This is a genomic window from Bacteroides sp. K03, assembly GCF_019734355.1.
In the GTDB taxonomy this organism is placed as follows: domain Bacteria; phylum Bacteroidota; class Bacteroidia; order Bacteroidales; family Bacteroidaceae; genus Bacteroides; species Bacteroides nordii.
On record NZ_JAASHC010000031.1, the window covers coordinates 14,992 to 41,454 of the forward strand.

The following is a 26,463-nucleotide window of genomic DNA, read 5'->3' on the forward strand; positions in this document are numbered from 1 at the left end:
GAATAGGGTTGAACATTCGTAAATAGAAAAGAAATAGCACACAACATACAATTATATATCGCTAATAATCAATACTATATACAGTATAAACAAAGTATCACTTTAATATTCAATATGCTTATAATATACACATTTACAAACATAAATCACAAAAGTAAATACAATATTCATTTTCGTAATAATTCATTGATTTCATTTGTAATTTGCTTATGTTATTTTATTTATTTACTTTTGTAAACCACAAAAATGGAGTATACATTTGTAAATAGAGTCAATAAATACACAGTTGTAAATATAAAAAACGTCATGGATATCAAGGATAGAATTAAAATGATTATGGATCATGAGCAAATGACCGCTGCGGCATTTGCCGAAAGTATCGGTGTAGCCCAGGCTACCATTTCTCATACACTGGGCGATCGAAATAAATATCCGAGTACTGACTTCATCATGCGTCTACATGAAAAGTACAATCACATTAGTTTAGATTGGCTGCTTACCGGAAAAGGTAATATGATGGAAGGAGAAGAAAATATAATTAAAGAAGAGCAAAACTACCCTCTATTTGCTTCTGAGAATCCAAAAAATCCGGCCAATGGAACGAGTGCTCCAGAAAATCGCAAGGAAATCGCATTAGAAAGTACTCAATACACCCCTAAAGAAGTTGTAAGACAGGAGATTATATACAAAGAAAGACCTCCACGCAAAATCACTGAAATAAGAATTTTCTTTGATGACAATACTTATGAAACATTCCGACCGGAAAAATAAGAGGTAAAAACGGTGTTTTGCACAAATTCCTGTATCTTTGTACTCTGAAATACGAATTTAGTTTCAATACATGAAAAAATTTATTTTAGACCTGACAGTAACTGAGAACCTCAAACTACACATAAACTATGTGCTGTTAAAGTTAACATCTCAGTCACCACTTCCCGAAATGCTACCGGGACAATTTGCTGAAATACGGGTAGATGGTTCGCCAAGTACTTTTCTTCGCCGCCCCATTTCTATTAATTATGTAGACAGATCACGAAACGAAGTATGGTTCCTGATACAGCTTGTAGGTGACGGAACACGTCGCCTGGCAGAAGCTACGAAGGGAGATATCATTAATATTGTACTTCCGTTAGGTAACGGCTTTACAATGCCGCAAATACCTTCTGATAAGCTCTTATTAGTAGGCGGAGGTGTAGGAACAGCCCCAATGCTTTATCTGGGTGAACAATTGGCTAAAAACGGTAGTAAACCTACTTTCCTTTTAGGTGCTCGTACGGACAAAGATCTTTTGCAGTTAGATGATTTTGCATCTTACGGCGAAGTATACACAACTACTGAAGATGGAAGCTATGGCGAAAAAGGATATGTCACTCAACACTCTATATTAAATAAGGTAAAGTTTGAGCAAATTTATACTTGCGGTCCAAAGCCTATGATGATGGCAGTAGCAAAATATGCCAAAAGTAATAATATCAATTGTGAAGTCTCATTAGAAAACATGATGGCATGTGGTGTAGGTGCTTGCCTTTGTTGTGTAGAAAATACTGATGAAGGCCACTTATGTGTTTGTAAAGAAGGTCCTGTATTTAATATAAATAAACTACTATGGCAGATTTAAGTGTAAACATTGGTGAATTACAAATGAAAAATCCGGTAATGACTGCTTCCGGTACATTCGGATACGGTGAAGAGTTTGCCGATTTTATGGATATTACGCGAATAGGTGGTATTATTGTAAAAGGAACCACTCTTCACAAACGTGAAGGGAATCCATATCCGCGTATGGCAGAGACACCCTCAGGCATGTTAAATGCTGTGGGACTGCAAAATAAGGGTGTGCATTACTTTGTTGAACACATATATCCACGTATTAAAGACATTCAAACCAATATGATTGTGAATGTTTCGGGTTCAGCAATTGAAGACTATGTAAAAACAGCAGAAATCATTAATGAACTTGACAAAATTCCTGCCATAGAATTAAATATTTCATGCCCTAATGTAAAGCAAGGAGGTATGGCTTTTGGTGTCACCGCCAAAGGAGCAGCAGAAGTTGTGAAAGCCGTGCGTTCAGCTTACAAAAAGACACTTATCGTTAAGCTTTCCCCAAACGTTACCGACATAACAGAAATTGCCCGTGCAGCAGAAGAAAGCGGCGCAGACAGTGTATCATTAATTAATACATTGCTTGGTATGGCTGTTGATGCGGAACGTAGGCGACCGATATTATCCACAGTAACAGGAGGTATGTCCGGTGCAGCTGTAAAACCGATAGCATTACGTATGGTATGGCAAGTAGCTAAATCGGTAAATATTCCTGTCATCGGATTAGGTGGTATTATGGATTGGAAAGATGCAGTCGAATTCATGCTTGCAGGTGCATCGGCCATACAAATAGGTACGGCAAACTTTATAGATCCCACTGTTACAGTGAAAGTATCCGATGGTATAAATAATTACTTAGATAGACACGGATACAAGTCTGTTACTGACATTATTGGTGCGCTTGAGATATAATTCAAATCATACAATAACCCTTCGCATCATTTAATATAGAAAAAAGTCATAATGATATTCAGAAAAAGAGGAAGCTACATAACTAAGTAAGAGAGAAAACATGTAATATCTCTATACATTCTAAAACAACTGAATACCGACAAGAAAATCATAAAACAAAAAAGCGAAGGCATCGTATGACAGATACGATGCCTTCGCTTTTTTTTAACAAGTTAATTACTACTCATCCAATAGATCAGGACGCAAACGTCGAGTACGTTCCACAGACTGTTGCAACTCCCACTCCTTGATTTTCGCTTCATGTCCGGACAAAAGAATATCAGGTACCTTCCAACCATTATATTCTGCAGGACGAGTATATACCGGAGCGGCCAATAAATTATCCTGGAATGAATCAGAAAGTGCAGACTGTTCATCAGAAATTACGCCGGGAATAATTCGCACAATAGCATCCGCCATCACCGCAGCTGCCAACTCTCCACCAGTCAACACGTAATCTCCAATACTAATTTCTTTCGTTATGAAATGCTCACGAATTCGATAATCAATCCCTTTGAAATGCCCACAAAGAATAATAAGATTTCCGGCAAGCGAAAGAGCGTTTGCCATCTTTTGATCAAATTGTTCCCCATCAGGAGTAGTAAATATCACTTCATCATAATCCCGTTCCGCCTTCAAAGCATTTATGCAACGTTCAATCGGCTCAATCTTCATCACCATCCCGGCAAAACCACCAAAAGGATAATCATCCACACGTCGGTACTTATCCTCGGTGTAATCACGAAGATTATGAATATGAATTTCAGCAAGCCCCTTATTCTGAGCACGTTTCATTATTGAACAATTGAAGAAACCTTCAATCATCTCGGGAAGAACGGTTATTATATCAATACGCATAGTCTTTTAATTTTTTGCAAAATTACAAATATTCAAAGATAAACCCGTATTTTTGTCTCAAACAATCCAAGAAATATGACTGTAAAGGAAAAAATAGAAGAACTGCGTGCCGAACTTCACCGGCACAATTATAACTATTACGTATTGAATACCCCTGAAATATCAGATAAGGAATTCGACGACAAGATGCGTGAGTTACAAGACCTGGAACAGGCACACCCTGAGTACAAGGATGATAACTCTCCGACAATGCGTGTAGGAAGTGACCTCAATAAGAATTTTACGCAAGTAGCACATAAATACCCAATGTTATCTTTGGGAAACACATACTCGGAAACTGAAGTAGCAGACTTCTACGAACGAGTAAAAAAAGCCCTGAATGATGATTTTGAGATATGTTGTGAAATGAAATATGATGGAACTTCAATTTCATTAACATACGAAGACGGGAAGCTGATACGAGCTGTAACTCGCGGTGACGGAGAAAAAGGAGATGATGTAACGGATAATGTAAAAACAATCCGTAGCATTCCGCTTGTACTCCATGGCGACAATTATCCCCAGTCTTTTGAGATACGTGGAGAAATTCTTATGCCATGGGATGTATTCGAAGAGTTAAACCGTGAAAGAGAAGCACGTGAAGAACCTCTATTCGCTAATCCGAGAAATGCAGCTTCGGGAACACTAAAATCGCAAAACTCCTCAGTCGTAGCTTCCCGCAAACTAGACGCCTATTTATACTATCTGCTTGGAGAAAATCTGCCTTGTGGCGGACATTATGAAAATCTGCAAGAAGCAGCCAAATGGGGCTTCAAAATTTCGAATGCCATGCAAAAGTGTCACACCTTAGAGGAAATTTTTGATTATATCAAACATTGGGATACAGAACGGAAAAATCTGACAGTTGCCACAGATGGTATTGTGCTGAAAGTAAACAGCTTGAAACAACAAAAAAACTTAGGATTTACGGCCAAATCTCCTCGCTGGGCTATTGCATACAAATTTCAGGCAGAACGTGCACTTACCCGGTTAAACATGGTAACATATCAGGTAGGAAGAACGGGGACCGTCACTCCGGTAGCCAATTTGGACCCCGTACAGCTGTCCGGCACCATTGTAAAACGCGCTTCTTTGCATAATGCGGATATCATTGAAGGACTTGATCTCCACATTGGCGATATGGTATACGTGGAGAAGGGTGGAGAAATTATTCCTAAAATTACAGGGGTAGATACTTCTGCACGTTCATTCATGATAGGTGAAAAAGTGAACTTTATCACAAATTGTCCCGAATGCGGAAGTAAATTAATACGTTATGAAGGCGAAGCAGCTCATTATTGCCCCAACGAAACGGCTTGTCCACCACAGATCAAAGGCAAGATTGAACACTTTATCAGTCGGCGGGCTATGAACATCGACGGACTTGGTCCTGAGACAGTAGACATGTTTTATCGCCTGGGACTAATTCAGAATACAGCTGATTTGTACAAACTGACTGCAGAAGACATCAAAGGATTGGACCGGATGGGGGAAAAGTCTGCCGAAAATATTATCAATGGAATTGCCCAAAGCAAAGAAATTCCTTTTGAACGTGTCATCTTCGCATTAGGTATTCGTTTTGTAGGTGAAACTGTAGCAAAGAAAATAGCCAAAGCCTTCAAAAATATAGAAGAATTGGAAGATGCGGATCTCGAAACCCTGGTAAGCATTGATGAAATCGGTGAAAAAATTGCGCAAAGCATTTTAAACTATTTCGCAAACGAATCAAACCGCGAACTTGTGAATCGCCTGAAGGAAGTTGGTCTTCAGCTCTATCGTACAGCAGAAGATCTGAGCGGACACACCGACAAACTGGCAGGTCAGTCTATTGTTATCAGTGGTGTTTTCACCCACTATTCGCGAGATGAATACAAAGATCTTATAGAAAAACATGGCGGTAAGAATGTAGGAAGTATTTCAGCTAAGACCAGCTTTATTCTGGCAGGTGAAAATATGGGACCTGCCAAACTTGAAAAAGCAAGTAAACTGGGCATCAGGATAATGAACGAAGAGGAATTTTTAGAGCTCATATCGTAACATTTTTCTGTCAGAATCTTATTTTATATATTATTTTTGCCGGTAAAATAGAAAATATTAGTACTTTTGCGTCCAAATTATTTAGAGATTATTATTAATACTCATGATACAAACGAAATTGAAAGGAATGGGGGTAGCACTGATTACTCCTTTCAAAGAAGATGAGAGCGTTGATTACGATGCATTAATGCGAATGGTAGATTATCTATTGCAGAATAATGCAGATTTTCTATGTGTGCTGGGTACCACAGCCGAAACTCCGACACTAACCGAAGAGGAGAAAAAGAAAATCAAAAAAAGGGTTATCGACCGCGTCAATGGAAGAATCCCTATTCTGCTTGGAGTAGGTGGAAATAATACCCGCGCTATAGTCGAAACGTTGAAAAACGACGATTTCACCGGCGTAGATGCCATCTTATCTGTAGTTCCTTATTACAATAAACCATCACAAGAAGGTATTTATCAGCATTATAAAGCAATTGCCGAAGCAACGGAATTGCCCATTGTATTATATAACGTCCCGGGGCGCACAGGAGTCAACATGACTGCTGCAACAACATTGCGTATTGCCCGTGATTTTAAAAATGTAATAGCTATCAAAGAAGCATCTGGTAACATCACCCAAATGGATGATATTATCAAAAATAAACCGGCCAATTTTGACGTTATTTCGGGAGATGATGGTATTACCTTCCCACTGATCACTTTAGGAGCCGTTGGCGTTATATCAGTCATAGGAAACGCATTTCCACGCGAATTTAGTCGCATGACCCGTCTGGCTCTACAGGGAGATTTTGCAAATGCCCTCACCATTCACCATAAATTCACTGAATTATTTGATCTTTTGTTTGTAGATGGAAATCCAGCAGGAGTGAAATCAATGCTGAATGCAATGGGAATGATTGAAAATAAATTGCGCTTACCACTTGTTCCAACAAGAATAACCACATTTGAAGCAATCCGTAAGGTATTGAATGAACTAAACATCAAATGCTAAGACAAACCCGTCCTGATTTGATTCCCCAAATATAAATTCCGCAAATCATACGAATAAAAATATAAATTCGTAAGGTTTGCGGAATTTACGTATTATTTATCGGCACTTGAAACTTGTTCTTCTACTAAATGCTGGAAACGATCCCATTCTTTTATGTTTATTATTATATAAAATCCCTTCTTCCCATCAGGCTTTTCATAATCTATACGAAAACCTTTATGGACAGAAGAAATATTAGTAATTGAATCCCAGGGAACTATATTCGTTTGCCATGTATACTGATAAAACTCTCCCTTCTTTATTATCAAAGCATCGTCTGTGAAAATATATTTCTCACAACAACCAAGGTAAACAATAATCATAACAGGTACCCAACCTATCAGAAATACATAGTTGGCTTTCTCTGAAAAAATCCACAGAAGAATCGAAGCAAATAATATAATAGCATATAAAACCAAGACTCTTACTTTTACTGCGTTGGAAGTTTTAAAAACAATATCTCCCATAATTATTAATTTTGTGTTTCAGTTTCGTAATATAGTAAAGTTTGGGGTTATATACAAAAAAAATCTCCCCAATTTCTTGAGAAGATATTCTTGTGATCGCGACAGGATTCAAACCTGTAACCGGCTGATCCGTAGTCAGCTACTCTATTCAGTTGAGCTACGCGACCCTTTGTTTCGAATTATGAATATATTTGTGACCGCGACAGGATTCAAACCTGTAACCGGCTGATCCGTAGTCAGCTACTCTATTCAGTTGAGCTACGCGGCCATTCTATTAAACTTAAAAGTGATCGCGACAGGATTCAAACCTGTAACCGGCTGATCCGTAGTCAGCTACTCTATTCAGTTGAGCTACGCGACCCTTTGTTTTTGTTTAACGGGTGCAAAGATACGGACTTTTTTGAAAGTAGCAAGCGTTTACTACTATTTTTTCCTGAAATATTATTCAAAGAAACGATAATTGAAGAGCTGCCAACCCAGCGTTAATCCGACATTCCACTCTTTTTTCGGTGAGCTATAATGATTTACATAAGCAGAGATAGCACCAAATGAAAATTGACATACAATTGATATTTCTCCTAAATATTCAAAACGAGAAAAGGCTTTTCCATAATATGCCTTGTTTATCGAATTTCTCTCTATTGGAAAAATCGGCATAAAACCATAGAATTCACCTCGCACATGAAACATTTGATTCAAGCGATACACAGGACGTACACCAGCTCCCACAAATTGATTGGCACGAAAAGCTTCATTATACATCAATTGCCCATGTGCTGTAGGCGCAAACTCTCCGGCCTGCATCATAGTAGCCGTATAGTTCTCGGAGAAATTTCTTGAAGAGTATAATGCTTTTAGATACCACCCAAGCGTCCAATGCTCTGCCATTCTATGGTATTTCTCCTTCATATATGACAGTTGCAGCCAGGAATGTCGCTCCTCACTTGTCCTCTTTGTATCCGAGCTTTCTCCCGGATAGAATCGTTCTTTCCCGGTAAATATCTGGGCCACAAGTTCCTCACGACTACCTTGTGTAGAAAATTGTCTGGCATTCAAGGTACTCCCATTAAAACTGATTGAACCACCCAACAAGCTATATTCGCTTTTATCATATTTATCTTTATCAAAATCAATCACATTCTTTTGAAAGTAACGATCCTGTATCTTCGCAAGCCCCACTCCAAACTCGGCTCTTTTACTGGAAAGGAAAGGAAGCCCTACTTTCAGTTTCACAAAACGCTCATCTTTTTGGTTGAATGCCGGCTTATCATTCCGCGAAAAAAGTTTCTCTTTCTTGAAATAATCAAATGTGCTGATAGAAGCTATCAACCGATATGATGTAGGAATATTGGTAGCAAAATCAATCCTCCCCATCAACTGTACATTATTATAAATTTTACCCAATTGTCCGTCAAATGTCAGTTCCTTTGCATTATAATTCAAGTTTTGATAGCTAAGCCCCAGATAAATCTGATTGGAACTTGTGGTAGAAACATTACCCCCGATACGGACAGAGAAATTATCCTCCAACTTGACTTTCAAATGCAAATCATATGTATCATCTTCCGGATTAAAAACAGCATGCGGGATGATCTCAGATATCATATTACCTGAAAGCAAACGGAAATAACCACGCTTCACATCTTCAAACGTAAACTCTTTATCATCCGAAGCATGAAATTCTTTCTTGATATAAGCCTGCTGTTGAGCATTGGCACCATCAATCAATATATTTTTGAAGCGAAGTTCCGGATAATTACTTCGGTACACTAGCCTTCTAAGACGGATATTATCAAGATTTACCCTCCTATGAATACGACTTTTGATAGAATCCATCATACTCATCGTACGATTATATCCAATGTCATGCAGTTCATCAATTCGTTGAAAATCCATCAGATTGACATCATCGTATTTAAAAGTCATCACAATGCCTTCAGATTCCGGAACTGAATAATCAGTTTTCTGCATTACCATGTTCTCAATCTGACTCATTAAATCATTTTCCTTCGGCTTTGTGGGATTAGTGGCTACAACACTACCAATAATAACATCAGGATGAAAATCATCACGCATCACATCCGCAGGAAAATTATTATAAATTCCACCATCATAAGCCAGAACACTGTCTATTTCAATCGGCTTAAACATGAATGGGAAGCTCATAGAAGCACGCACAGCATCTCCCAGATCACCTCTGTTCATAATCAGTTGTTTCTTATTATACACGTCAGAGGCTACACAACGAAAAGGCACAAAAAGTTTATTAAAATCTCCACCACAAGCTGCCGTAGCCCGAGCGTACAGATCAAGAAAAACAAGATTCATCTGTATTGGATTGACAACACTGGAAGGTAAAAACTGCGGTTTTATATTCAACGAATCACGAAAAGAAAGCCGGATATTTAAAAATTCAGGCGTCGGCTGGTTCTTTTTGAAGTAATACATATACTCTTCTTCCACCTCTCCGGAATACCAACGTTTAAACTCTTCCGACTTCAGCAATACTTCCATATCATCCGGAGAATACCCCATAGCGTATAATGAACCGACAATAGCTCCCATAGAAGTACCTGTAATATAGTCGATAGGAATATTATTCTCTTCAAGGGCACGAATAATACCGATGTGCGTCAGCCCTTTAGCTCCACCACCACTCAATACAAGCCCCACTTTCTGAGCCTGCACCAATATAGGCAACAACAGCAAAAAAGTAATAAGCACTAAAGCTTTTTTCATAATCCCGAATAAAACAATTGATTTTTCATTAATTAATGCTCAAATATATGCAATAGTTTCCAATTAACGGGCAATTCAAAAGGATTTATAATCAAAAAAAGAGCATTGCTTCGCTTTCAGCGGACAATGCTCTTCGGGAATTTATTTAAGAATTAAAAGGGGCTATTTAAATAAGTTCAATGCTTCTTTTTACAAAGTTGTTCAACGCTTCACCCTTCAGCATGTTATTCTGCAATAAAGCAAGATCCACTAACTGGCGCACCACTTTGTTCTTTTCAGCATATCCGGTAAAGATAGCGTCCTTCTTACCTTTCAGTTCATCCAGTTTCTTATCCAAATCTTTCAATTCATCCTTTTCTGAGGTAGGAATATCTTCGTCCTTCTTGCCTTCCTGCTTCTTTTTCAATGCATCACGTTGTTTGGTAGTGTCATCAATAGAAAGCTGCAGAGGAACAATATCAGCTGCACAAGCTACTTCTTCATCACTCAACACTTGCTTAATAAGTTTGTGATCAGAATTCAAGACCAGATTGAACATATCCGGCATTTCTCCGTAAAAACTCATACCTGCCTGTATATTGGCCATTTCCTTCATACGACGCATGTATTCACTCTGCGTAATCAGTACAGGAGCCGAATTTTCACCCAATGCCTGTGTCATCACATTAAATTCAACCTTCTCAACTTTAGGTAACTGACTCTTGAATACGACAGACAAGGCTTCTTGTTTGTTAGCATCCAACATATCACCCTTCTTGTCGTCTTTCACAATAATATTGTCTATCACATCACTATCGACACGGGTAAAACGCGACTTCTCAAACTTCTGTTCAAGCATACTAACCATAGCAACATCCAACTGTCCATCCATAAGCAATACATTGTATCCCTTATTTTTAGCAGCTTCAATATAGCTAAACTGTTCGTCTTTATTATTTGTATACAGATAAATCAGATTCCCTTCCTTATCTGTCTGATTATCTTTAATCAGCGTCTGATACTCTTCATAGGTATAATGCTTACCATCTGTATCGGTGAAAAGGGCAAATTTTGAAGCTTTCTCATAAAAATCTTCCTGCGTCAACATTCCATAGTTGATAAATATTTTCAGGTCATTCCACTTTTCTTCAAACTGGGGACGATCATTCTTGAAAATAGATTGCAGACGGTCGGAAACCTTCTTAGTGATATATGTTGAGATCTTCTTCACGTTTGAATCACTCTGCAAATAAGAACGCGATACGTTCAACGGAATATCCGGTGAATCAATTACACCATGCAATAGTGTCAGGAAGTCGGGCACAATGCCTTCTACAGAATCTGTCACATACACCTGATTACTATACAACTGAATCTTATTTCTATTCAGTTCAATATTGCTCTTTACTTTCGGGAAATAAAGGATACCAGTCAGATGGAAGGGATAATCCACATTCAAATGAATCCAAAACAAAGGCTCATCAGACATCGGATACAATTCTCTATAGAACTTTGTATAGTCCTCGTCTGAAAGTTCACTCGGTTTACGTGTCCACAATGGAGTAGTGTCATTGATGATATTATCTTCCGCAGTTTCTACCTGTTTGCCATCTTTCCACTCTTTCTTCTTACCGAATGCAATTGGAACAGGCAGGAATTTACAATATTTTGTCAACAGACCGGATATACGTGTTTCTTCAAGGAACTCTTTACAGTCATCATCAATATAAAGTATGATATCTGTACCACGATCAGCCTTGTCAACATCTTCCAAAGTAAACTCAGGACTACCATCACAAGTCCATTTCACAGCCTGAGCACCTTCCTTATAAGATTTTGTGATGATTTCAACTTTCTTTGCTACCATAAAGGCAGAGTAAAAGCCAAGTCCGAAATGACCAATAATGGCATTCGCATCATTCTTGTATTTTTCCAGGAAGTCATTGGCGCCGGAGAAAGCTATCTGATTGATGTATTTATCAATTTCTTCGGCAGTAAGACCAATACCGCGATCGGAAATGGTAATTGTATCCTTATCGAGTGATACATGAATGGTCAAATCACCTAATTCTCCTTTAAACTCACTAATAGATGCCAGTGTATTCAGTTTTTGAGTAGCATCAACAGCATTAGAAACCAGCTCACGGAGAAAAATCTCATGATCACTGTACAAGAACTTTTTGATGATAGGGAAAATGTTCTCTGTTGTAACCCCAATATTACCTTTCTGCATAATAATGTATATTTTTAATTTATCAGATTAATGTTTTCGTGGAATATAAAAACAAAAAAAATGCCAGACCTTCCGGTCTGACATTTTGACGTATTACAAGGAAATTTATTCCACAACACTGGCCTCTTTCTTCATCTCCAATTCTCCTTTCTCTTCATTCAGAGACACCCTTATACTATCCCCTTCAACCAGAGTAGAAGAAATGATTAGTTCTGACAATCCGTCTTCCAAGTATGTCTGTATGGCACGTTTCAACGGACGAGCCCCAAACTGTACATCATACCCTTTTCCAGCTATAAATTGTTTAGCCTTATCTTCGATAACCAAATTATAACCAATAGACTTAATCCTGTCATACAGACCTTTAAGTTCTATATCAATAATTTGAGTTATCGCTTCCAAAGACAACTGATCAAAAGTAATAATCTCGTCAACGCGATTTATAAACTCCGGAGCAAAGGATTTATTCAACGCCTTCTGTATCACACCACGAGAAAATTCTTTATCATCAATACGGCTCTGGGTAGCAAAGCCCACTCCGCGGCCAAAGTCCTTCAACTGACGCGTACCTATGTTAGACGTCATGATAATGACGGTATTTTTAAAATCTACCATTCTGCCATAACTGTCAGTCAACCGACCTTCGTCCATTACCTGCAGCAACAGATTAAATACATCGGGGTGCGCTTTCTCTATTTCATCAAGCAAAATAATAGAATAAGGTTTACGACGCACCTTTTCCGTCAACTGTCCACCTTCTTCGTATCCCACATATCCCGGAGGTGCTCCTACAAGACGGGAGACGGTGAATTTCTCCATATATTCACTCATGTCAATACGAATTAAAGCATCCGAAGAACCAAACATGTACTTGGCCAACTCTTTAGCTAAATGCGTTTTACCAACACCAGTAGGGCCCAGGAACATAAAAGTTCCAATCGGCTTATTCGGATCTTTCAATCCGACACGACTACGCAGAATGGCTTTCACCAACTTTTCAATAGCCGGATCCTGAGCAATAACCTTAGCCTGAAGAGACTCTTTCATTCCAGCCAGTTTAATGCCTTCGGCCTGTGCCATACGCTGCACCGGAATACCGGACATCATAGAAACAACATTTGCAATTTCCTCTGCATCAACAGTCTGACGATTGTCTTTCAATCGTTCTTCCCATTCTTGTTTCATCCGGTCAAGCTCAGTAGTGAGTTCTTTTTCTTTATCCCGAAAGCTGGCAGCAAGTTCAAAATTTTGCGATTTCACCGCATCATTCTTCTTACTTTTAGCTTCTTCAATCAATCTTTCCTGTTCTTCTATTTCTTTCGGAACATTAATATTGGTAAGATGCACGCGTGAACCAGCTTCATCAAGAGCATCAATTGCTTTATCCGGAAAATTACGGTCCGTTATATAGCGATCTGTCAACTTGACACAAGCTTCCAAAGCTTCATCAGTATAGATCACGTTGTGATGGTCTTCATACTTACTCTTGATATTCCGAAGAATCTGAAGAGTTTCTTCAGCCGTAGTAGGTTCTACCATAACTTTTTGGAACCGACGTTCCAATGCACCATCTTTTTCTATATTCTTACGATACTCGTCAAGAGTAGTGGCACCAATACACTGTATTTCACCACGTGCAAGAGCCGGCTTCAACATATTGGCAGCATCCATAGAACCAGCAGCAGAACCTGCACCAACAATGGTATGTATCTCGTCAATAAACAAGATGACATTCGGATTCTTCTGTAACTCATTGAGAATGGAGCGAATACGTTCTTCAAATTGTCCGCGATACTTAGTTCCGGCAACAACTGATGTCATATCCAATGCCACTACACGTTTATCAAATAAAATACGCGATACTTTTTTCTGAATAATACGAAGTGCCAGACCTTCAACAATAGCTGACTTTCCAACACCCGGTTCACCAATCAATATCGGATTGTTCTTTTTACGGCGACTCAAAATCTGCGCCAAACGTTCTATTTCACGTTCACGGCCTACAACAGGATCCAAGCGTCCTTCTTCTGCCGCTCTTGTCATATCCGTACCAAAATTATCGAGTACAGGAGTATCATTCGCCGGCTTTTTAGAAGCCGTTTGTGCCTGTTGCTGACGCTCTTCCGAGCCACGATCACCAGAACGGGAAGTCCCCATTTCCTCTTCGTCATCGTCATCTTCGCTAAAACCCATTCCGGCATTAATATCCGGTTGCAATGACAACTGCTCAAACACTTTTTTGTAATCTACCTGGTTTGCTTCAAGTACAGAAGCAGCCACATTATTACGATCTTTCAAGATAGCCAACAGAACATGCTCTGTGTCAGCTACATTACTCTTCATTAAACGAGCTTCAAGAATACACATCTTGAGTATCTTAGCCGCCCCATTAGACAATGGAACTTCTGCATCAGGCAGCAGTAAATCATCTGCATCTGCCTTCAATATTGCTTCAATCTGCTTTTTAATGTCGGTCAGATTTGTTTTGAGTTTAGACAATATCTCGATAGCTTTCCCTTCACCGTTCCTAAGCATTCCCAGTAACAAATGTTCAGGGCCTATATACCTACTTCTCAAACGGTTCGCTTCTTCCTTACTGAAAACGATAATGTCGGAAACTCTTTGTGAGAATTGATTATTCATACTTTATTCCTTCCTTCTTAAGGTGTTATTCACTGGCAAAGATACGCATAACATTGATTTACGCGTAATATTTGCTTTATTTATTATAATAACAAATGCCGTGCCAAAAAAGATGCATGCATATATACCTTATTATATATAATAATAAAAAACTTCTCATATTAGTCAGTTAAGGCTATTTCTCATTCTCATGAGAAGTGAGAACTAATAATAAAACATCCCCTTGTTTGAACTTCAGTTCTTTATCAAAACACCCGGATGTTTTCTATCATAACATCCCCATGTTTTATATTAAAACATCCGGATGTCATGGTATCATTGTACCTATACAATATTGATTTTCAAATACTAACAGAGCATTCCTTAGATACCTGTATTTTAAATCTAAAACACTGCACTTTTATTCCATATATCAATCCCTAAAACAGAAATGTATATTTCTAACTCTTATAATTAAGGATATACCAACACTCAAAAAGTTTATGCAAGAAAACTTTTGTATATCGTGAAAAAGTAGTACTTTAGCGTGGTTTTTCGTAAGCCATGAATGTATAATTAATAATCTTTTTAAATGCTTGAACAAGACAGAATTATAAAGATTAACATCGAGGAGGAAATGAAGTCATCTTACATTGACTACTCCATGTCGGTCATTGTTTCGCGTGCCCTTCCGGATGTTAGAGATGGATTTAAACCTGTTCACCGCAGAATACTCTACGGTATGATGGAATTGGGTAATACGTCAGATAAACCTTATAAAAAATCAGCCAGAATTGTGGGTGAGGTACTCGGTAAGTACCATCCGCACGGAGATTCTTCCGTATATTTAGCAATGGTACGTATGGCACAAGAGTGGGCTATGCGCTATCCGTTGGTAGATGGTCAGGGTAACTTTGGTTCTGTGGACGGTGACAGTCCCGCAGCTATGCGTTATACCGAAGCCCGATTGAACAAACTCGGCGAGGCAATGATGGAGGATCTTTATAAAGAGACCGTCGACTTTGAACCGAACTTCGACAACACGTTGACAGAACCAACTGTAATGCCAACGCGTATCCCTAATCTTCTGGTGAATGGTGCTTCCGGTATTGCTGTAGGTATGGCTACAAATATGCCGCCTCATAACCTTTCCGAGGTTATTGATGCGTGTGATGCATATCTCGATAATCCCGAGATTACTGTAGAAGAGTTGATGAACTATGTCAAAGCACCTGACTTTCCGACAGGAGGGTATATATATGGTGTAACAGGTGTACGTGAAGCCTATTTAACGGGGCGTGGTCGTGTAGTAATGCGTGCAAAAGCCGAAATTGAAACAGGACAGACACATGACAAGATCGTAGTTACTGAAATACCATACAATGTAAACAAAGCTGAGTTAATTAAATACATAGCTGATCTTGTAAATGATAAGAAGATAGAAGGCATTTCCAATGCAAATGACGAATCCGACCGTGATGGTATGCGTATCGTTATTGATATCAAACGAGATGCAAATGCCAGCGTTGTTCTTAACAAACTCTATAAAATGACAGCTTTGCAGACGTCATTTGGTGTCAACAATGTAGCATTGGTACATGGACGTCCCAAAACGCTGAATCTAAGAGATTTGATTAAGTACTTCGTAGAACACAGACGTGATGTAGTTATTCGTCGTACACAATATGATCTGCGCAAAGCTAAAGAACGTGCTCACATTCTTGAAGGTTTGATTATAGCTTCAGATAATATTGATGAAGTTATCCGTATTATCCGTGCGGCAAAAACTCCGAACGATGCTATTACCGGATTAATCAACCGCTTTGAACTGACAGAAATACAGGCACGTGCAATCGTAGAAATGCGTCTGCGTCAATTGACCGGACTAATGCAGGATCAGTTACATGCCGAATATGAAGAAGTAATGAATCTTATTGCTTATTTGGAAAGTATTCTTGCAGACGATGAGGTATGCCGTAAAGTTGTAAAAGATGAATTAATCGAAGTAAAAGCTAAATATGCTGACGAACGCCGGTCGGAAATTGTTTATTCATCTGAAGAGTTCAACCCAGAAGACTTCTATGCCGATGATGAAATGATTATCACCATCTCACATATGGGATACATTAAACGTACACCACTTACTGAATTCCGTGCACAAAATCGCGGTGGGGTAGGTTCGAAGGGTACAGAAACACGGGACGAAGACTTCATTGAACATATCTATCCGGCAACAATGCATAACACGATGATGTTCTTTACCCAAAAAGGTAAATGTTATTGGTTGAAAGTATACGAAATCCCTGAAGGAACGAAAAACTCTAAGGGACGTGCTATCCAAAACCTGCTGAACATAGACTCTGACGACGCTGTAAATGCATATTTACGTGTGAAGAGCCTTGATGACCAAGAATATATCAACAGTCACTATGTGTTGTTCTGTACAAAAAACGGTGTAATTAAGAAAACGTTGCTTGAACAATATTCTCGTCCACGTCAGAATGGTGTAAATGCAATTACGATCCGTGAAGACGACCGCGTTATTGAAGTTCGTATGACAAATGGTAATAATGAAATTATTATTGCAAACCGCAACGGACGTGCAATTCGCTTCCACGAAGCAGCAGTTCGCGTTATGGGACGTACGGCAACAGGTGTACGTGGTATCACACTTGACAACGATGGACAGGACGAGGTAGTAGGAATGATTTGTATTAAAGACCTTGAAACAGAATCTGTTATGGTGGTTTCTGAGCAGGGATACGGCAAACGTTCTGAAATAGAAGACTATCGTAAAACAAATCGCGGTGGTAAAGGTGTAAAAACGATGAACGTTACCGATAAAACAGGTAAAGTGGTAACAATCAAATCAGTAACAGATGAAAATGATTTGATGATTATCAATAAATCCGGTATTACTATTCGTTTGAAAATTGCAGATGTACGCATTATGGGACGCGCTACACAAGGTGTTCGCTTGATCAATCTGGAAAAACGCAATGACCAGATCGGGTCTGTATGTAAGGTTACAACAGAAAGTCTTGAAGATGAAATCCCTGCAGAAGAGATAGAAGGACAAATTCCAGTTGATCCTACTGCAGAAACATTTGAAGATACAGACGCACCGGATGTTTCAGAGAATAATGGAGATGAAAACAAAGAATAGACGTAATATTAATAATTAATCAAACAACAATCATGAAAAGAGTATTATTTTCAATGGTTCTACTGATGGCTGTCAGTTTCGCGTTTGCTCAACAGAAGAGCGTAAAAGAAGCTAAAGGCATTGCCAGCGATGTAAAACCTGACTTCAAGAAAGCTGAACAGCTGATTAACGGAGCATTGACTAATCCTGAAACAAAGGATGATGCAGCTACATGGGATGTAGCAGGCTTGATCCAAAAGAAAATCAACGAAAAGGAGATGGAAAATGCTTATCTGAGAAAACCCTATGATACATTGAAAGCGTACAACAGCATCCTGAAAATGTATGAGTACTTCTTGAAATGTGACGAATTGGCAGAAATACCTAACGAAAAAGGTAAGGTTAAAAATAAATATAGAAAAGCCAATGCTGCTTCAATGATGGCAGAACGTCCTAACCTGATCAATGGAGGAATTCAGTATTTCAATCTCAACAAAAGTGCAGAAGCTTTGAAGTTCTTCGGAACATACGTAGAATCAGCCTCTTATCCGATGTTGGAGAAAGAAAATCTGGCTGTATCTGACACGTTGTTACCTCAGATTGCATATTACGCCACATTAGCTGCCAATGGAGTAGAGGATAAAGATGCTATCCTGAAATATGCTCCTATAGCAATTAAAGATAAAGATAATGGCTCAATTGCCATGCAATTATGGGCAGATGCCTTAAAAGCAAAAGGTGATACTGCCAAATGGGTAGAATCTTTAAAAGAAGGTATCCTCAAATTCCCAGAAAATCAATACTTCTTTGCAAATCTTGTTGACTATTATAGCAGTTCTAACCAACCGGAAAAAGCAATGGAATTTGCTGATGGTATGTTAGCTAAAGATCCTAATAACAAATTGTATCTGTATGTGAAGGCATATCTTTATCACAATATGAAAGACTATGATAAAGCACTTGATTTCTACAAAAAAACAATTGAAGTTGATCCTCAATATGCAGAAGCTTATTCAAACTTAGGTTTAGTGTTGTTGATGAAAGCTCAGGATTTTGCAGATCAGTCTACTACGGATGTTAATGACCCTAAGTATGCACAAGCTCAAGCTACTATCAAGAAATTCTATGAAGAAGCAAAACCTTATTATGAAAAGGCAAGAGAACTGAAACCCGATCAGAAAGATTTGTGGGCACCAGGTCTTTATAGAGTTTACTATAACTTAAACATGGGCACTGAATTTGACGAAATTGAAAAGTTGATGAATAACTAATCTATTTCCTAAAAATAGCAGAACGGCTGGAATAATTAAAATATTCCAGCCGTTTCTTTTTGCACGTTATTATATAATAGGAGCGTAATTGATAAGTAGCAACTTCCGATCATATAAAAAGGCAACTTACTCTTTACGAATAAATTGCCTTTTTATATTAAACATAATACTGATTATTCCATTATTTTAAATATCTTATTTTTTTGCTTCTGATCATCCGTTAATAACAAGTAATGGTGTATCTGAATGGAAAATCATTTTCCGGGCAATACTTGGATTAAACAAACGAGCAAATATATTTCTTTTATAAGAAGTCAACGTGATAATATCGATTTTATTGGCTTTAATATACCCGTCAAAACTTTTAAGGAAATCATCATTCATCACCACATCATAATGAATTTCAAGTTCCGGATATTGTTTTTGGAAATATTCTTTAATACCAGCCAACTTTATTTCATTCCAAGTATCTTTTGCTTCTTTAACATCAGCAAGATAAATCAAAGATACGACGAAATTAAAAGGTTTCCAAGCATTTATAAAGGAATCAAAAGCTATTAAATCCCTTTGATCAAAATTGGTCATAAAAGCAACCCGCTTCACAGCACCGAATTCTCTGAATGGCGTGTTTTCAGGAATAGCCAATACTGCAGTCCGACTGCGTTCAATCACTTCAGCAGTAACACTACCAATCAAATCAAGATCTTTCTGACTCTTACCACGAGTACCCATTATTATAATACGCGGATGTTGCTCCTTGGAATAGCGTAAAATCTCCTCTTCTGGTATTCCTTCACGCAATACACAAGTATATTTTACATCTGGGAACTCTCCAGAAGCTATTTTCTCTTTTATTTTATCAGCTAATGCATTTAAATCCGAATGAACTTTTTGTAAAATCGTTTTAACCGTCTCCTCATCACTTATCTGGTAATTAAACACATCACCATAAGGCAACGAAGATGCATATATAGGTGTAAAATATACGTGCAATAGTAATACTTCAGCTCCATAGGCTTTGGCTAAGTTAAAACCGAATTCGCATGCTTTAATCGAATAATTAGAGAAGTCTACTGGAATAAGTATCTTCCTACTCTCATTATCATCCTCAACATTAGGAGCCTTCTCTCCCACTATACTTTCGGCCAACCAAACAGAACTCTCTGTAATCTTGAGTGCCCTTGGTAAATCACTTTCTTTTATGCGTAATCGGACACCTGATGAAACAACTGGTTGAATCTGATTCACATTATGAATATACGTCTCAACACCCTCATTTTCAAGGACATTTTTCAATATCTGAGCTTTTGTATAAGTCAGAATAGCTAAAGTAACTAATTTGTCTTCCATAATCCATTAATATATATGAATTTAACAAATAAGAAATCCCAATTGTTTTTGATTCAATTGGGATTCTGCAAGTATATCTTTTCATTAAGCCTGCATAGGTTCGGTAGCTTCTTCTCTTTGCATACTCATATTTAGTTCATCAAGAATGCGAAGAGCCCGGTCAAGTACGGTAGTATCGTCAATCATCACTAACCCACCGTCCGGACCGGGCTCTAAATGTATTCCGACACTTTTACCCTCTTTAAAATTATGTCCGCCGAAGAAATTGCGCACTGTATCTACGTGTAGACCAAGTTCATCAGCTATTCTATGCATGCTACCGCTAGGCAATGAATCTTTAATTTTACGAAGTTCATTGAATGTTATTGTCCTCATGTCACATAAATTTAATGGTTAATACTAATGTGAATCATTATCACGCTATAAACTTAATGAAAAAAAAAGATAAAACAAACTATTTACCCTTTTTTTTTACTATATTAGATAAAATACAATTTTAGATAGATATTATATAGCAAAATCCCCGTGTAGACATATCTACACGGGGATTTTACTCTTATTTTAATTATTATTTCTATATTATTTCGATTGCAGAAGCGGGTATCCATCCCACTTTACCATCTTCTAAACGTATTTCTTTCCAGTCTTTCATGGAATTATCTTTTACATCTACTTTATGTCCTTCATGAAGAATAAACAAACTTGTTCCACTATCACTAGGAGTACTACGAACTGTAACACTCGGATTTACCACGATAGCGTTATTACGGTTCAATAATTCGTCTTTCTGTTGTCCGGCAAATATATTCGCTAAAACAACTACAATCAGAAAAATGATCCCACATATAAAGCCCGCTTTCTTCAATACAATCTGCTTTGAGAAAATAAAGAAATAAAGGGATATAATCAATAGTATAAAACAAGCAACACCCCACACAGCCCACGCATCTACGCTCATACTATTAACTAAAGAATTTATCCAGGAAACAAAAAAGATTTCTGGAACTGCTTCTACTTTATCAATCGTTTTGGAACGTGCTATCTCTAAATTGGCACGAACATCACTATTACCTGGTTGAAGCAATAAAGCACGTTCGTAATTCAATATTGCTCTGGCAATATCACCGGCTTTATAATAACTATTCCCAAGGTTATAGTAAACATCTGCAGCTTCCCCCTTACCCAACAGCGCCTCGTAAATCTGAATAGCAGAAATATAATCGTTTCTCATATATGCACTGTCCCCTTCAGCTTTTGTAACATCTTCCAATTTAGAAGAGAACTGTTGCATACCAGCACCTATTGAGTCTGTTTCTACAGCCTGCAAAGAGTCTGTCTTCAACGAGTTCTGTCCAATAGAAGCTATTGAAACCAATAAACTAAATGTAAAAAACAATATCTTTTTCATGATGTTAATCTCTTCTAATTTAGTGTTTTATTGAATTCTCCATCTTACTCATCACAGCCAGAGATGACGAATAGACTTTATCCATAGCCTGGCTTTCATCTCCCGGAGCAAAACGTGCAAATTCACATTCATTTAAAGCATCCAAAAACTCTTTAATCAATTCATCACTTACTCCATGATTTCTCAACTTCTCTTCCACATTATCCTTTGATAAGCGAGATACCGGGATATTCAGTTTATCACTTATATATCCCCACAAAGCTTTCAATACTTCATCATAGAATGCTTCTTTCTTATTTTCAGCAAGCAGTTTACCTGCCAGTTTCATACGCTTTGTAGCTACCTTATTTGCCTTCTTCGTACGCATTTTGGCCACATTAGCATTCTCGGCTGCCTGCTTACGATAAATAATAAAGAATATAATGAAAGCAATGGCAGGAATTATGTAGAACAACCAGTAAGTGAATGAACCATAGAAGAAACTTCCCTTAGGCTGAAGCGCTACATCTTTCAACTTAATATAACGAATATCTTCACCCAAAACTTTCAGGTCTTCTTTATTTGTGAAGTTCGCAATCACTTGATCCGCATTACCAGCACCTTTCTCTACTTTTATTTCATAGTCTTCTGTTTTCAACGTCTTATAAGACTTGGATTTAATATCGAAATAAGAGAATGTTACAGCCGGTATCTTATAATTACCTGGATGACGCGGAATTGCTAAATATTCAATCACACGATTACCAGACAACCCGCTCGATGTCAAACGGACCTGGCTATCTACTTTTGGGTCATACACTTCGAAATCTTCCGGAAATTTCACCTCCGGATTTGAAAGTAATTTTAAATTTCCTGTACCAGAAATTACCAACTTAATCGTGATTGCATCATTTGTTTTTACATCCTTACTATTTATTGAAGAACTAATAGTAAACTCTCCTACTCCACCTGAGAAATCAGCAGGTTTACCCGCAGGAAGAGCATTCACATTGATTGTAATAGCCGGAGTTGTAAGTACTTTCTTCACTTCAACAACGTTACTGCCTCCATTAAAGAATGCATCAAATGGATCAGCGCTCCGTACTGCTTTTGCAACAGAGGCATCAAACCGTGCCGGCTCAATCGTGAGCTTTCCGGACTGCTGTGGAAATAACACGAACTGTCGAAAAACAGTAGTATAATAGTTTCTTCCTTTATAATGCTCTTGCGACCATTTTGCATTAGATGGACGTTCTATTTCCTGCGAATGGAAACCTTTAAAATCCGGTAATTTCACATTATCAAATTGCAACTGGCTTTCACGTGTATAAATTTTATAAGTCAGTAGAAAAGCCTCTTGCTCATAAACAGTTGTTTTTGTAGCTGTTGCTGTTACAAACAAGTCTTGACTGGAAACACTTGCAGAAGAAGTTCTGCCAGAAGAACTATTCCCCTGCGTAGCCGCACCACTTGAAGTCGCAGCTGCACTCTGATCGGGTGGAAGCACTTTTATTTTTACAGAGTTAGAAACCATTTGATCTCCATCTGCCGTAATTGTTGCACCAGAAATAGAATAATCACCTTCAGTTGTTGCCATCAGAATATAGGTAAATGTAATTCCTTTTTCTGAAGACATCGCACCATTAATTATTTGCGTATTACTAAACGTACTTCGAGTAGGTCCCATCAATACATCAAACCCTTTGATAGATGGTGCACGAAAGTCTCTCACCTTCTGCGTAGTCACTGTATAGGATAACCTGAATTGGTCTCCCACCACTACTACATCAGGTGCTGATGCAGTAAACGATACTTTGCCATCGGCAAAGACATTAATGCTTGCTGCTACAAATATTATCAATAAGAAAATCAGTTTTCTCATTTCTTTTGAAGTTTTTATCATCTTACTTTGTTATTACCAATCTTTTTCGAGACGACCTCCCTGAATTACCTGTTGCTGTTTTTTAACTTTATCCTGGGTATCCTTTTCGTCTTGCATCACAGAATTAAGGAGTTGTTCAGCATTTTCCTTTGACATCTCATTATCTTTCTTCTCTGGCTTGGGCGGTTGCTGCTGCTGATCATCTTTCTTTTGATCATTTTGCTTATTCTGATCTTTTTGCTGATCCTGCTTCTTTTCCTGCTCATCCTTATTCTGATCTTGGTTTTGATCCTGGTTTTGCTGATTCTGTTGCTGATCCTTCAACATCTTCTGTGCCAATGCCAGATTATAACGAGTTTCATCATCTTTAGGATTATTACGCAACGACATTTTATAAGCCTCTACAGCCTGACCATAATCTTTCCCTGCCTGAAATAAAACGCCCATATTATGATAAATATGTGCCAGTTTCATTTTATCTTTCTCAATCTTACCAGCAGCTACATATTGCTCCATAGCATCTTTAAATTTCTGCTGCTGAGACAGTGTATTACCAAGATTATACATAGAAACCGTTGATTTAGGGTTGACTTCCAATGCCTTTCGATAATTCACTTCAGCATCTACGAATACACTATCGTTAAACAAACGATTTCCTTTACGGATATAGTCTCTCTCTATCTTTTGTGCTGAAGCTCCAGCTGCCAGCATCACAAACAGAATGAACAGAATATATTTATTTTTTGACATAAGCATAATTACTTCTTATTAGAGAACAGATGAATGTTCTTAAACAACGGATTCTTACGTTCCAATATCAACATCTCGGCTAATAATAAAAGCAAAATAATCCATGCAATGGCCTGGAACTGCTCGTTGAATTCTGTATATACTTTGGATTCAACATCTGATTTTGCCATTTTATTAATTTCCTGGTTAATAGCTTTTTGAGCAGAATTTGAATTATCAACACGTACATATATACCCTTACCATCTTTAGCGATTTCCTGACACATAGCTTCATTAAGTCGAGTTACCACTACATTTCCATCCTGATCACGACGAAAATCGTTTGTACCTTCAACGGGAATCGGAGCCCCATCAGGAAGTCCTATTCCTAATACACTCACCTGGATTCCTTTTTCAGCCGCAGCCTTAGCAGCTTCCACAGCTCCTCCTTCATGATTCTCACCATCAGTAATGACAATAATAGCACGTCCTACCCCTTCTTGGGGAGTGAAACTACGTGTTGCAAGATTAATAGCAGCTCCGATGGCAGTTCCCTGTTTAGAGATCAGTGAAGGATTAATAGACTCCAAAAACATTTTAGCAGAAATATAATCACTTGTGATCGGAAGTTGAGTAAAAGCATCACCTGCAAACACAATCATACCTACCTTGTCATTTTCCATTTCATCTACCAATCTAGATATAAGACGTTTAGCTCTTTCCAAACGGTTAGGTTGAACATCCTGCGCCAACATAGAGTTAGATATATCAAGTGCAATTATTACCTCTACTCCTTTACGTTTCACTGTTTCCAGTTTTGAACCAAACTGCGGACGTGCCAACAATACGGCAAACAATCCGATTGCAGCAAAAATCAACCAAAACTTCACATCCGGACGATATTTGGAAACGTCAGGCATAAGTTGTGCCATCAATACCGGATCACCAAAACGACGAATAGCTTTTCGCTTTCTGTAATTAGAATACAGATAGAAAACAGCTAATAACGGTAATAGCAACAACAGATATAAATATGCAGGTTCTTCAAATCGAAACATCTTTCTATTTAAATTTTACGATTTACAATTTACGATTGAAATCACATTTATACTATGGAATCTTCTTAAGAATTGAGTTACGCAACAGTACCTCTAGTAATATACAAAGAAAAGCTACCAAGGCAAACCAGCGATATTCTTCCTGACGTTTGCTATATTCCTTAACACTCAACTTTGTTTTTTCCAGTTTATCAATTTCTTCATAAACCTCTTTCAGCTTTGAATTACTGGTAGCCCGGAAATAATTTCCGTCTGTTGTACCTGCAATCTCAGTCAACGTCTTTTCGTCAATTTCAACAGGTATATTTACATACTGCACAGAATTTCCTATCGGATACGGATAAGGAGCCATGCCATTTGTACCGACACCAATTGTATATACGCGAATACCAAAACTCTTAGCTATCTCAGCAGCAGTTAAAGGAGAAATATCTCCTTTATTATTCGTACCGTCAGTTAACAAAATAATAACCTTTGATTTAGCTTTACTATCTTTCAAACGCGTTACTGCATTAGCAATACCCATACCTATTGCTGTCCCGTCTGTCACAATACCACATTTAATGCTTTGAAACAAGTTGAGCAACACTGCATGATCCACTGTTAAAGGACACTGCGTGAAACTTTCACCAGCAAATAAAGTCAAACCAATATTGTCATTCGGACGTCCATTAATAAATTCAGCTGCTACATCTTTAGCGGCTTCCAATCTATTAGGCTTTAAATCCTCAGCAAGCATACTGGTAGATACGTCAATAGCAAGCATAATATCAATACCCTCTATTTCGCTATTTTGCCAGTTATCCGTAGTTTGAGGTCGGGCAAGTACCAGAATAATCAATATCAATGCTATGATTCGAAGTCCAAATGGTACATGCAACAAATAGTTCTTATAACTTTTTGGTGTATGTGCATATACCCGGGCATCCGAAATTTGAAGCGTTGCCTGGCTTTTCTTCCACTTTAAAACATACCATACAATATAAGGTATGAGCAACAGCAGCAAAAATAAATATTCAATATTGGCAAAAACCATTCTATTTACGATTTTACAATTTACTATTCACGATTGAGA

19 protein-coding genes and 3 tRNA genes are annotated in these 26,463 nt (G+C 38.0%); 7 read left to right on the plus strand and 15 right to left on the minus strand.

The genetic code is table 11. The features are described 5' to 3' along the window. Positions 1-306 precede the first annotated feature (306 nt). From HCG69_RS16790 to HCG69_RS16800, 3 genes are all read left to right on the plus strand, one after another. A complete protein-coding gene (locus HCG69_RS16790; RefSeq protein ID WP_007485663.1) occupies positions 307-771 on the plus strand; it encodes a helix-turn-helix domain-containing protein in 465 nt (154 codons plus the stop codon). Positions 772-841: 70 nt separating this feature from the next. Then, the gene (locus HCG69_RS16795) at positions 842-1,618 is read left to right on the plus strand and encodes a dihydroorotate dehydrogenase electron transfer subunit (RefSeq protein ID WP_195659937.1); all 777 of its coding nucleotides are present in this window, start codon (positions 842-844) and stop codon (positions 1,616-1,618) included. Then, positions 1,606-2,517: a dihydroorotate dehydrogenase gene (locus tag HCG69_RS16800; protein WP_221650997.1), complete on the plus strand. Its 912-nt coding sequence runs from the start codon at positions 1,606-1,608 to the stop codon at positions 2,515-2,517. Before HCG69_RS16795 ends, HCG69_RS16800 begins: the two co-directional genes overlap by 13 nt. 219 nt (positions 2,518-2,736) lie before the next feature. Here HCG69_RS16800 and trmD read toward each other — a convergent pair whose 3' ends face one another. Continuing rightward, positions 2,737-3,414 carry a tRNA (guanosine(37)-N1)-methyltransferase TrmD gene (trmD, locus tag HCG69_RS16805; protein WP_221650998.1) on the minus strand — a complete coding sequence of 226 codons (678 nt, stop codon included), beginning with the start codon at positions 3,412-3,414 and terminating at the stop codon, positions 2,737-2,739. A 75-nt stretch (positions 3,415-3,489) separates the two neighbouring features. Between trmD and ligA the strand changes: the two genes are divergently transcribed. Together ligA and dapA are read left to right on the plus strand one after the other, a co-directional pair. Beyond that, positions 3,490-5,490, plus strand: a complete 2,001-nt coding sequence (ligA, locus tag HCG69_RS16810; RefSeq protein WP_221650999.1) for an NAD-dependent DNA ligase LigA — start codon at positions 3,490-3,492, stop codon at positions 5,488-5,490. Positions 5,491-5,593: 103 nt separating this feature from the next. Next, the gene (gene dapA, locus HCG69_RS16815) at positions 5,594-6,487 is read left to right on the plus strand and encodes a 4-hydroxy-tetrahydrodipicolinate synthase (RefSeq protein WP_221651000.1); all 894 of its coding nucleotides are present in this window, start codon (positions 5,594-5,596) and stop codon (positions 6,485-6,487) included. Positions 6,488-6,579: 92 nt separating this feature from the next. On the opposite strand, the gene HCG69_RS16820 is transcribed toward dapA, so the two are convergent. The 7 genes from HCG69_RS16820 to HCG69_RS16850 all read right to left on the minus strand — a co-directional run bounded on the left by HCG69_RS16820 (position 6,580) and on the right by HCG69_RS16850 (position 14,587). After that, positions 6,580-6,993, minus strand: coding sequence for a hypothetical protein (locus HCG69_RS16820; protein WP_221651001.1), 414 nt, complete (start codon positions 6,991-6,993; stop codon positions 6,580-6,582). Positions 6,994-7,086: 93 nt separating this feature from the next. Continuing rightward, a tRNA-Arg gene (locus tag HCG69_RS16825) sits at positions 7,087-7,160 on the minus strand. 27 nt (positions 7,161-7,187) lie between these two features. Continuing rightward, a tRNA-Arg gene (locus tag HCG69_RS16830) sits at positions 7,188-7,261 on the minus strand. 19 nt (positions 7,262-7,280) lie between these two features. Continuing rightward, a tRNA-Arg gene (locus HCG69_RS16835) sits at positions 7,281-7,354 on the minus strand. An 80-nt stretch (positions 7,355-7,434) separates the two neighbouring features. Next, positions 7,435-9,732 (minus strand): patatin-like phospholipase family protein, encoded by a 2,298-nt coding sequence (locus HCG69_RS16840; protein WP_255586190.1) that lies wholly within the window; start codon positions 9,730-9,732, stop codon positions 7,435-7,437. Between the two features lie 166 nt (positions 9,733-9,898). Next, positions 9,899-11,944, minus strand: coding sequence for a molecular chaperone HtpG (gene htpG / locus HCG69_RS16845; RefSeq protein ID WP_221651002.1), 2,046 nt, complete (start codon positions 11,942-11,944; stop codon positions 9,899-9,901). Between the two features lie 105 nt (positions 11,945-12,049). After that, the gene (locus HCG69_RS16850; protein ID WP_221651003.1) at positions 12,050-14,587 is read right to left on the minus strand and encodes an ATP-dependent Clp protease ATP-binding subunit; all 2,538 of its coding nucleotides are present in this window, start codon (positions 14,585-14,587) and stop codon (positions 12,050-12,052) included. A gap of 571 nt (positions 14,588-15,158) precedes the next feature. On the opposite strand from HCG69_RS16850, the gene gyrA reads away from it, so the two are divergent. Continuing rightward, entirely contained in the window at positions 15,159-17,732 is a 2,574-nt protein-coding gene (gene gyrA, locus HCG69_RS16855; protein ID WP_221651004.1) for a DNA gyrase subunit A, read from the plus strand. Positions 17,733-17,764: 32 nt separating this feature from the next. After that, entirely contained in the window at positions 17,765-18,982 is a 1,218-nt protein-coding gene (locus HCG69_RS16860; RefSeq protein WP_221651005.1) for a M48 family metallopeptidase, read from the plus strand. Positions 18,983-19,195: 213 nt separating this feature from the next. On the opposite strand, the gene HCG69_RS16865 is transcribed toward HCG69_RS16860, so the two are convergent. From HCG69_RS16865 to HCG69_RS16895, 7 genes are all read right to left on the minus strand, one after another. Further along, entirely contained in the window at positions 19,196-20,332 is a 1,137-nt protein-coding gene (locus HCG69_RS16865; RefSeq protein ID WP_221651006.1) for a universal stress protein, read from the minus strand. An 84-nt stretch (positions 20,333-20,416) separates the two neighbouring features. Further along, positions 20,417-20,707 carry a DNA-binding protein gene (locus tag HCG69_RS16870; RefSeq protein WP_221651007.1) on the minus strand — a complete coding sequence of 97 codons (291 nt, stop codon included), beginning with the start codon at positions 20,705-20,707 and terminating at the stop codon, positions 20,417-20,419. Positions 20,708-20,906: 199 nt separating this feature from the next. Continuing rightward, positions 20,907-21,740 carry a tetratricopeptide repeat protein gene (locus HCG69_RS16875; RefSeq protein ID WP_221651008.1) on the minus strand — a complete coding sequence of 278 codons (834 nt, stop codon included), beginning with the start codon at positions 21,738-21,740 and terminating at the stop codon, positions 20,907-20,909. 19 nt (positions 21,741-21,759) lie between these two features. Further along, the gene (locus HCG69_RS16880; protein ID WP_221651009.1) at positions 21,760-23,601 is read right to left on the minus strand and encodes a BatD family protein; all 1,842 of its coding nucleotides are present in this window, start codon (positions 23,599-23,601) and stop codon (positions 21,760-21,762) included. A 33-nt stretch (positions 23,602-23,634) separates the two neighbouring features. Then, positions 23,635-24,351, minus strand: coding sequence for a tetratricopeptide repeat protein (locus HCG69_RS16885; protein WP_221651010.1), 717 nt, complete (start codon positions 24,349-24,351; stop codon positions 23,635-23,637). Between the two features lie 8 nt (positions 24,352-24,359). After that, positions 24,360-25,388 carry a VWA domain-containing protein gene (locus HCG69_RS16890; protein ID WP_221651011.1) on the minus strand — a complete coding sequence of 343 codons (1,029 nt, stop codon included), beginning with the start codon at positions 25,386-25,388 and terminating at the stop codon, positions 24,360-24,362. Positions 25,389-25,440: 52 nt separating this feature from the next. Then, positions 25,441-26,424 (minus strand): VWA domain-containing protein, encoded by a 984-nt coding sequence (locus tag HCG69_RS16895; protein ID WP_221651012.1) that lies wholly within the window; start codon positions 26,422-26,424, stop codon positions 25,441-25,443. Positions 26,425-26,463 lie beyond the last annotated feature (39 nt).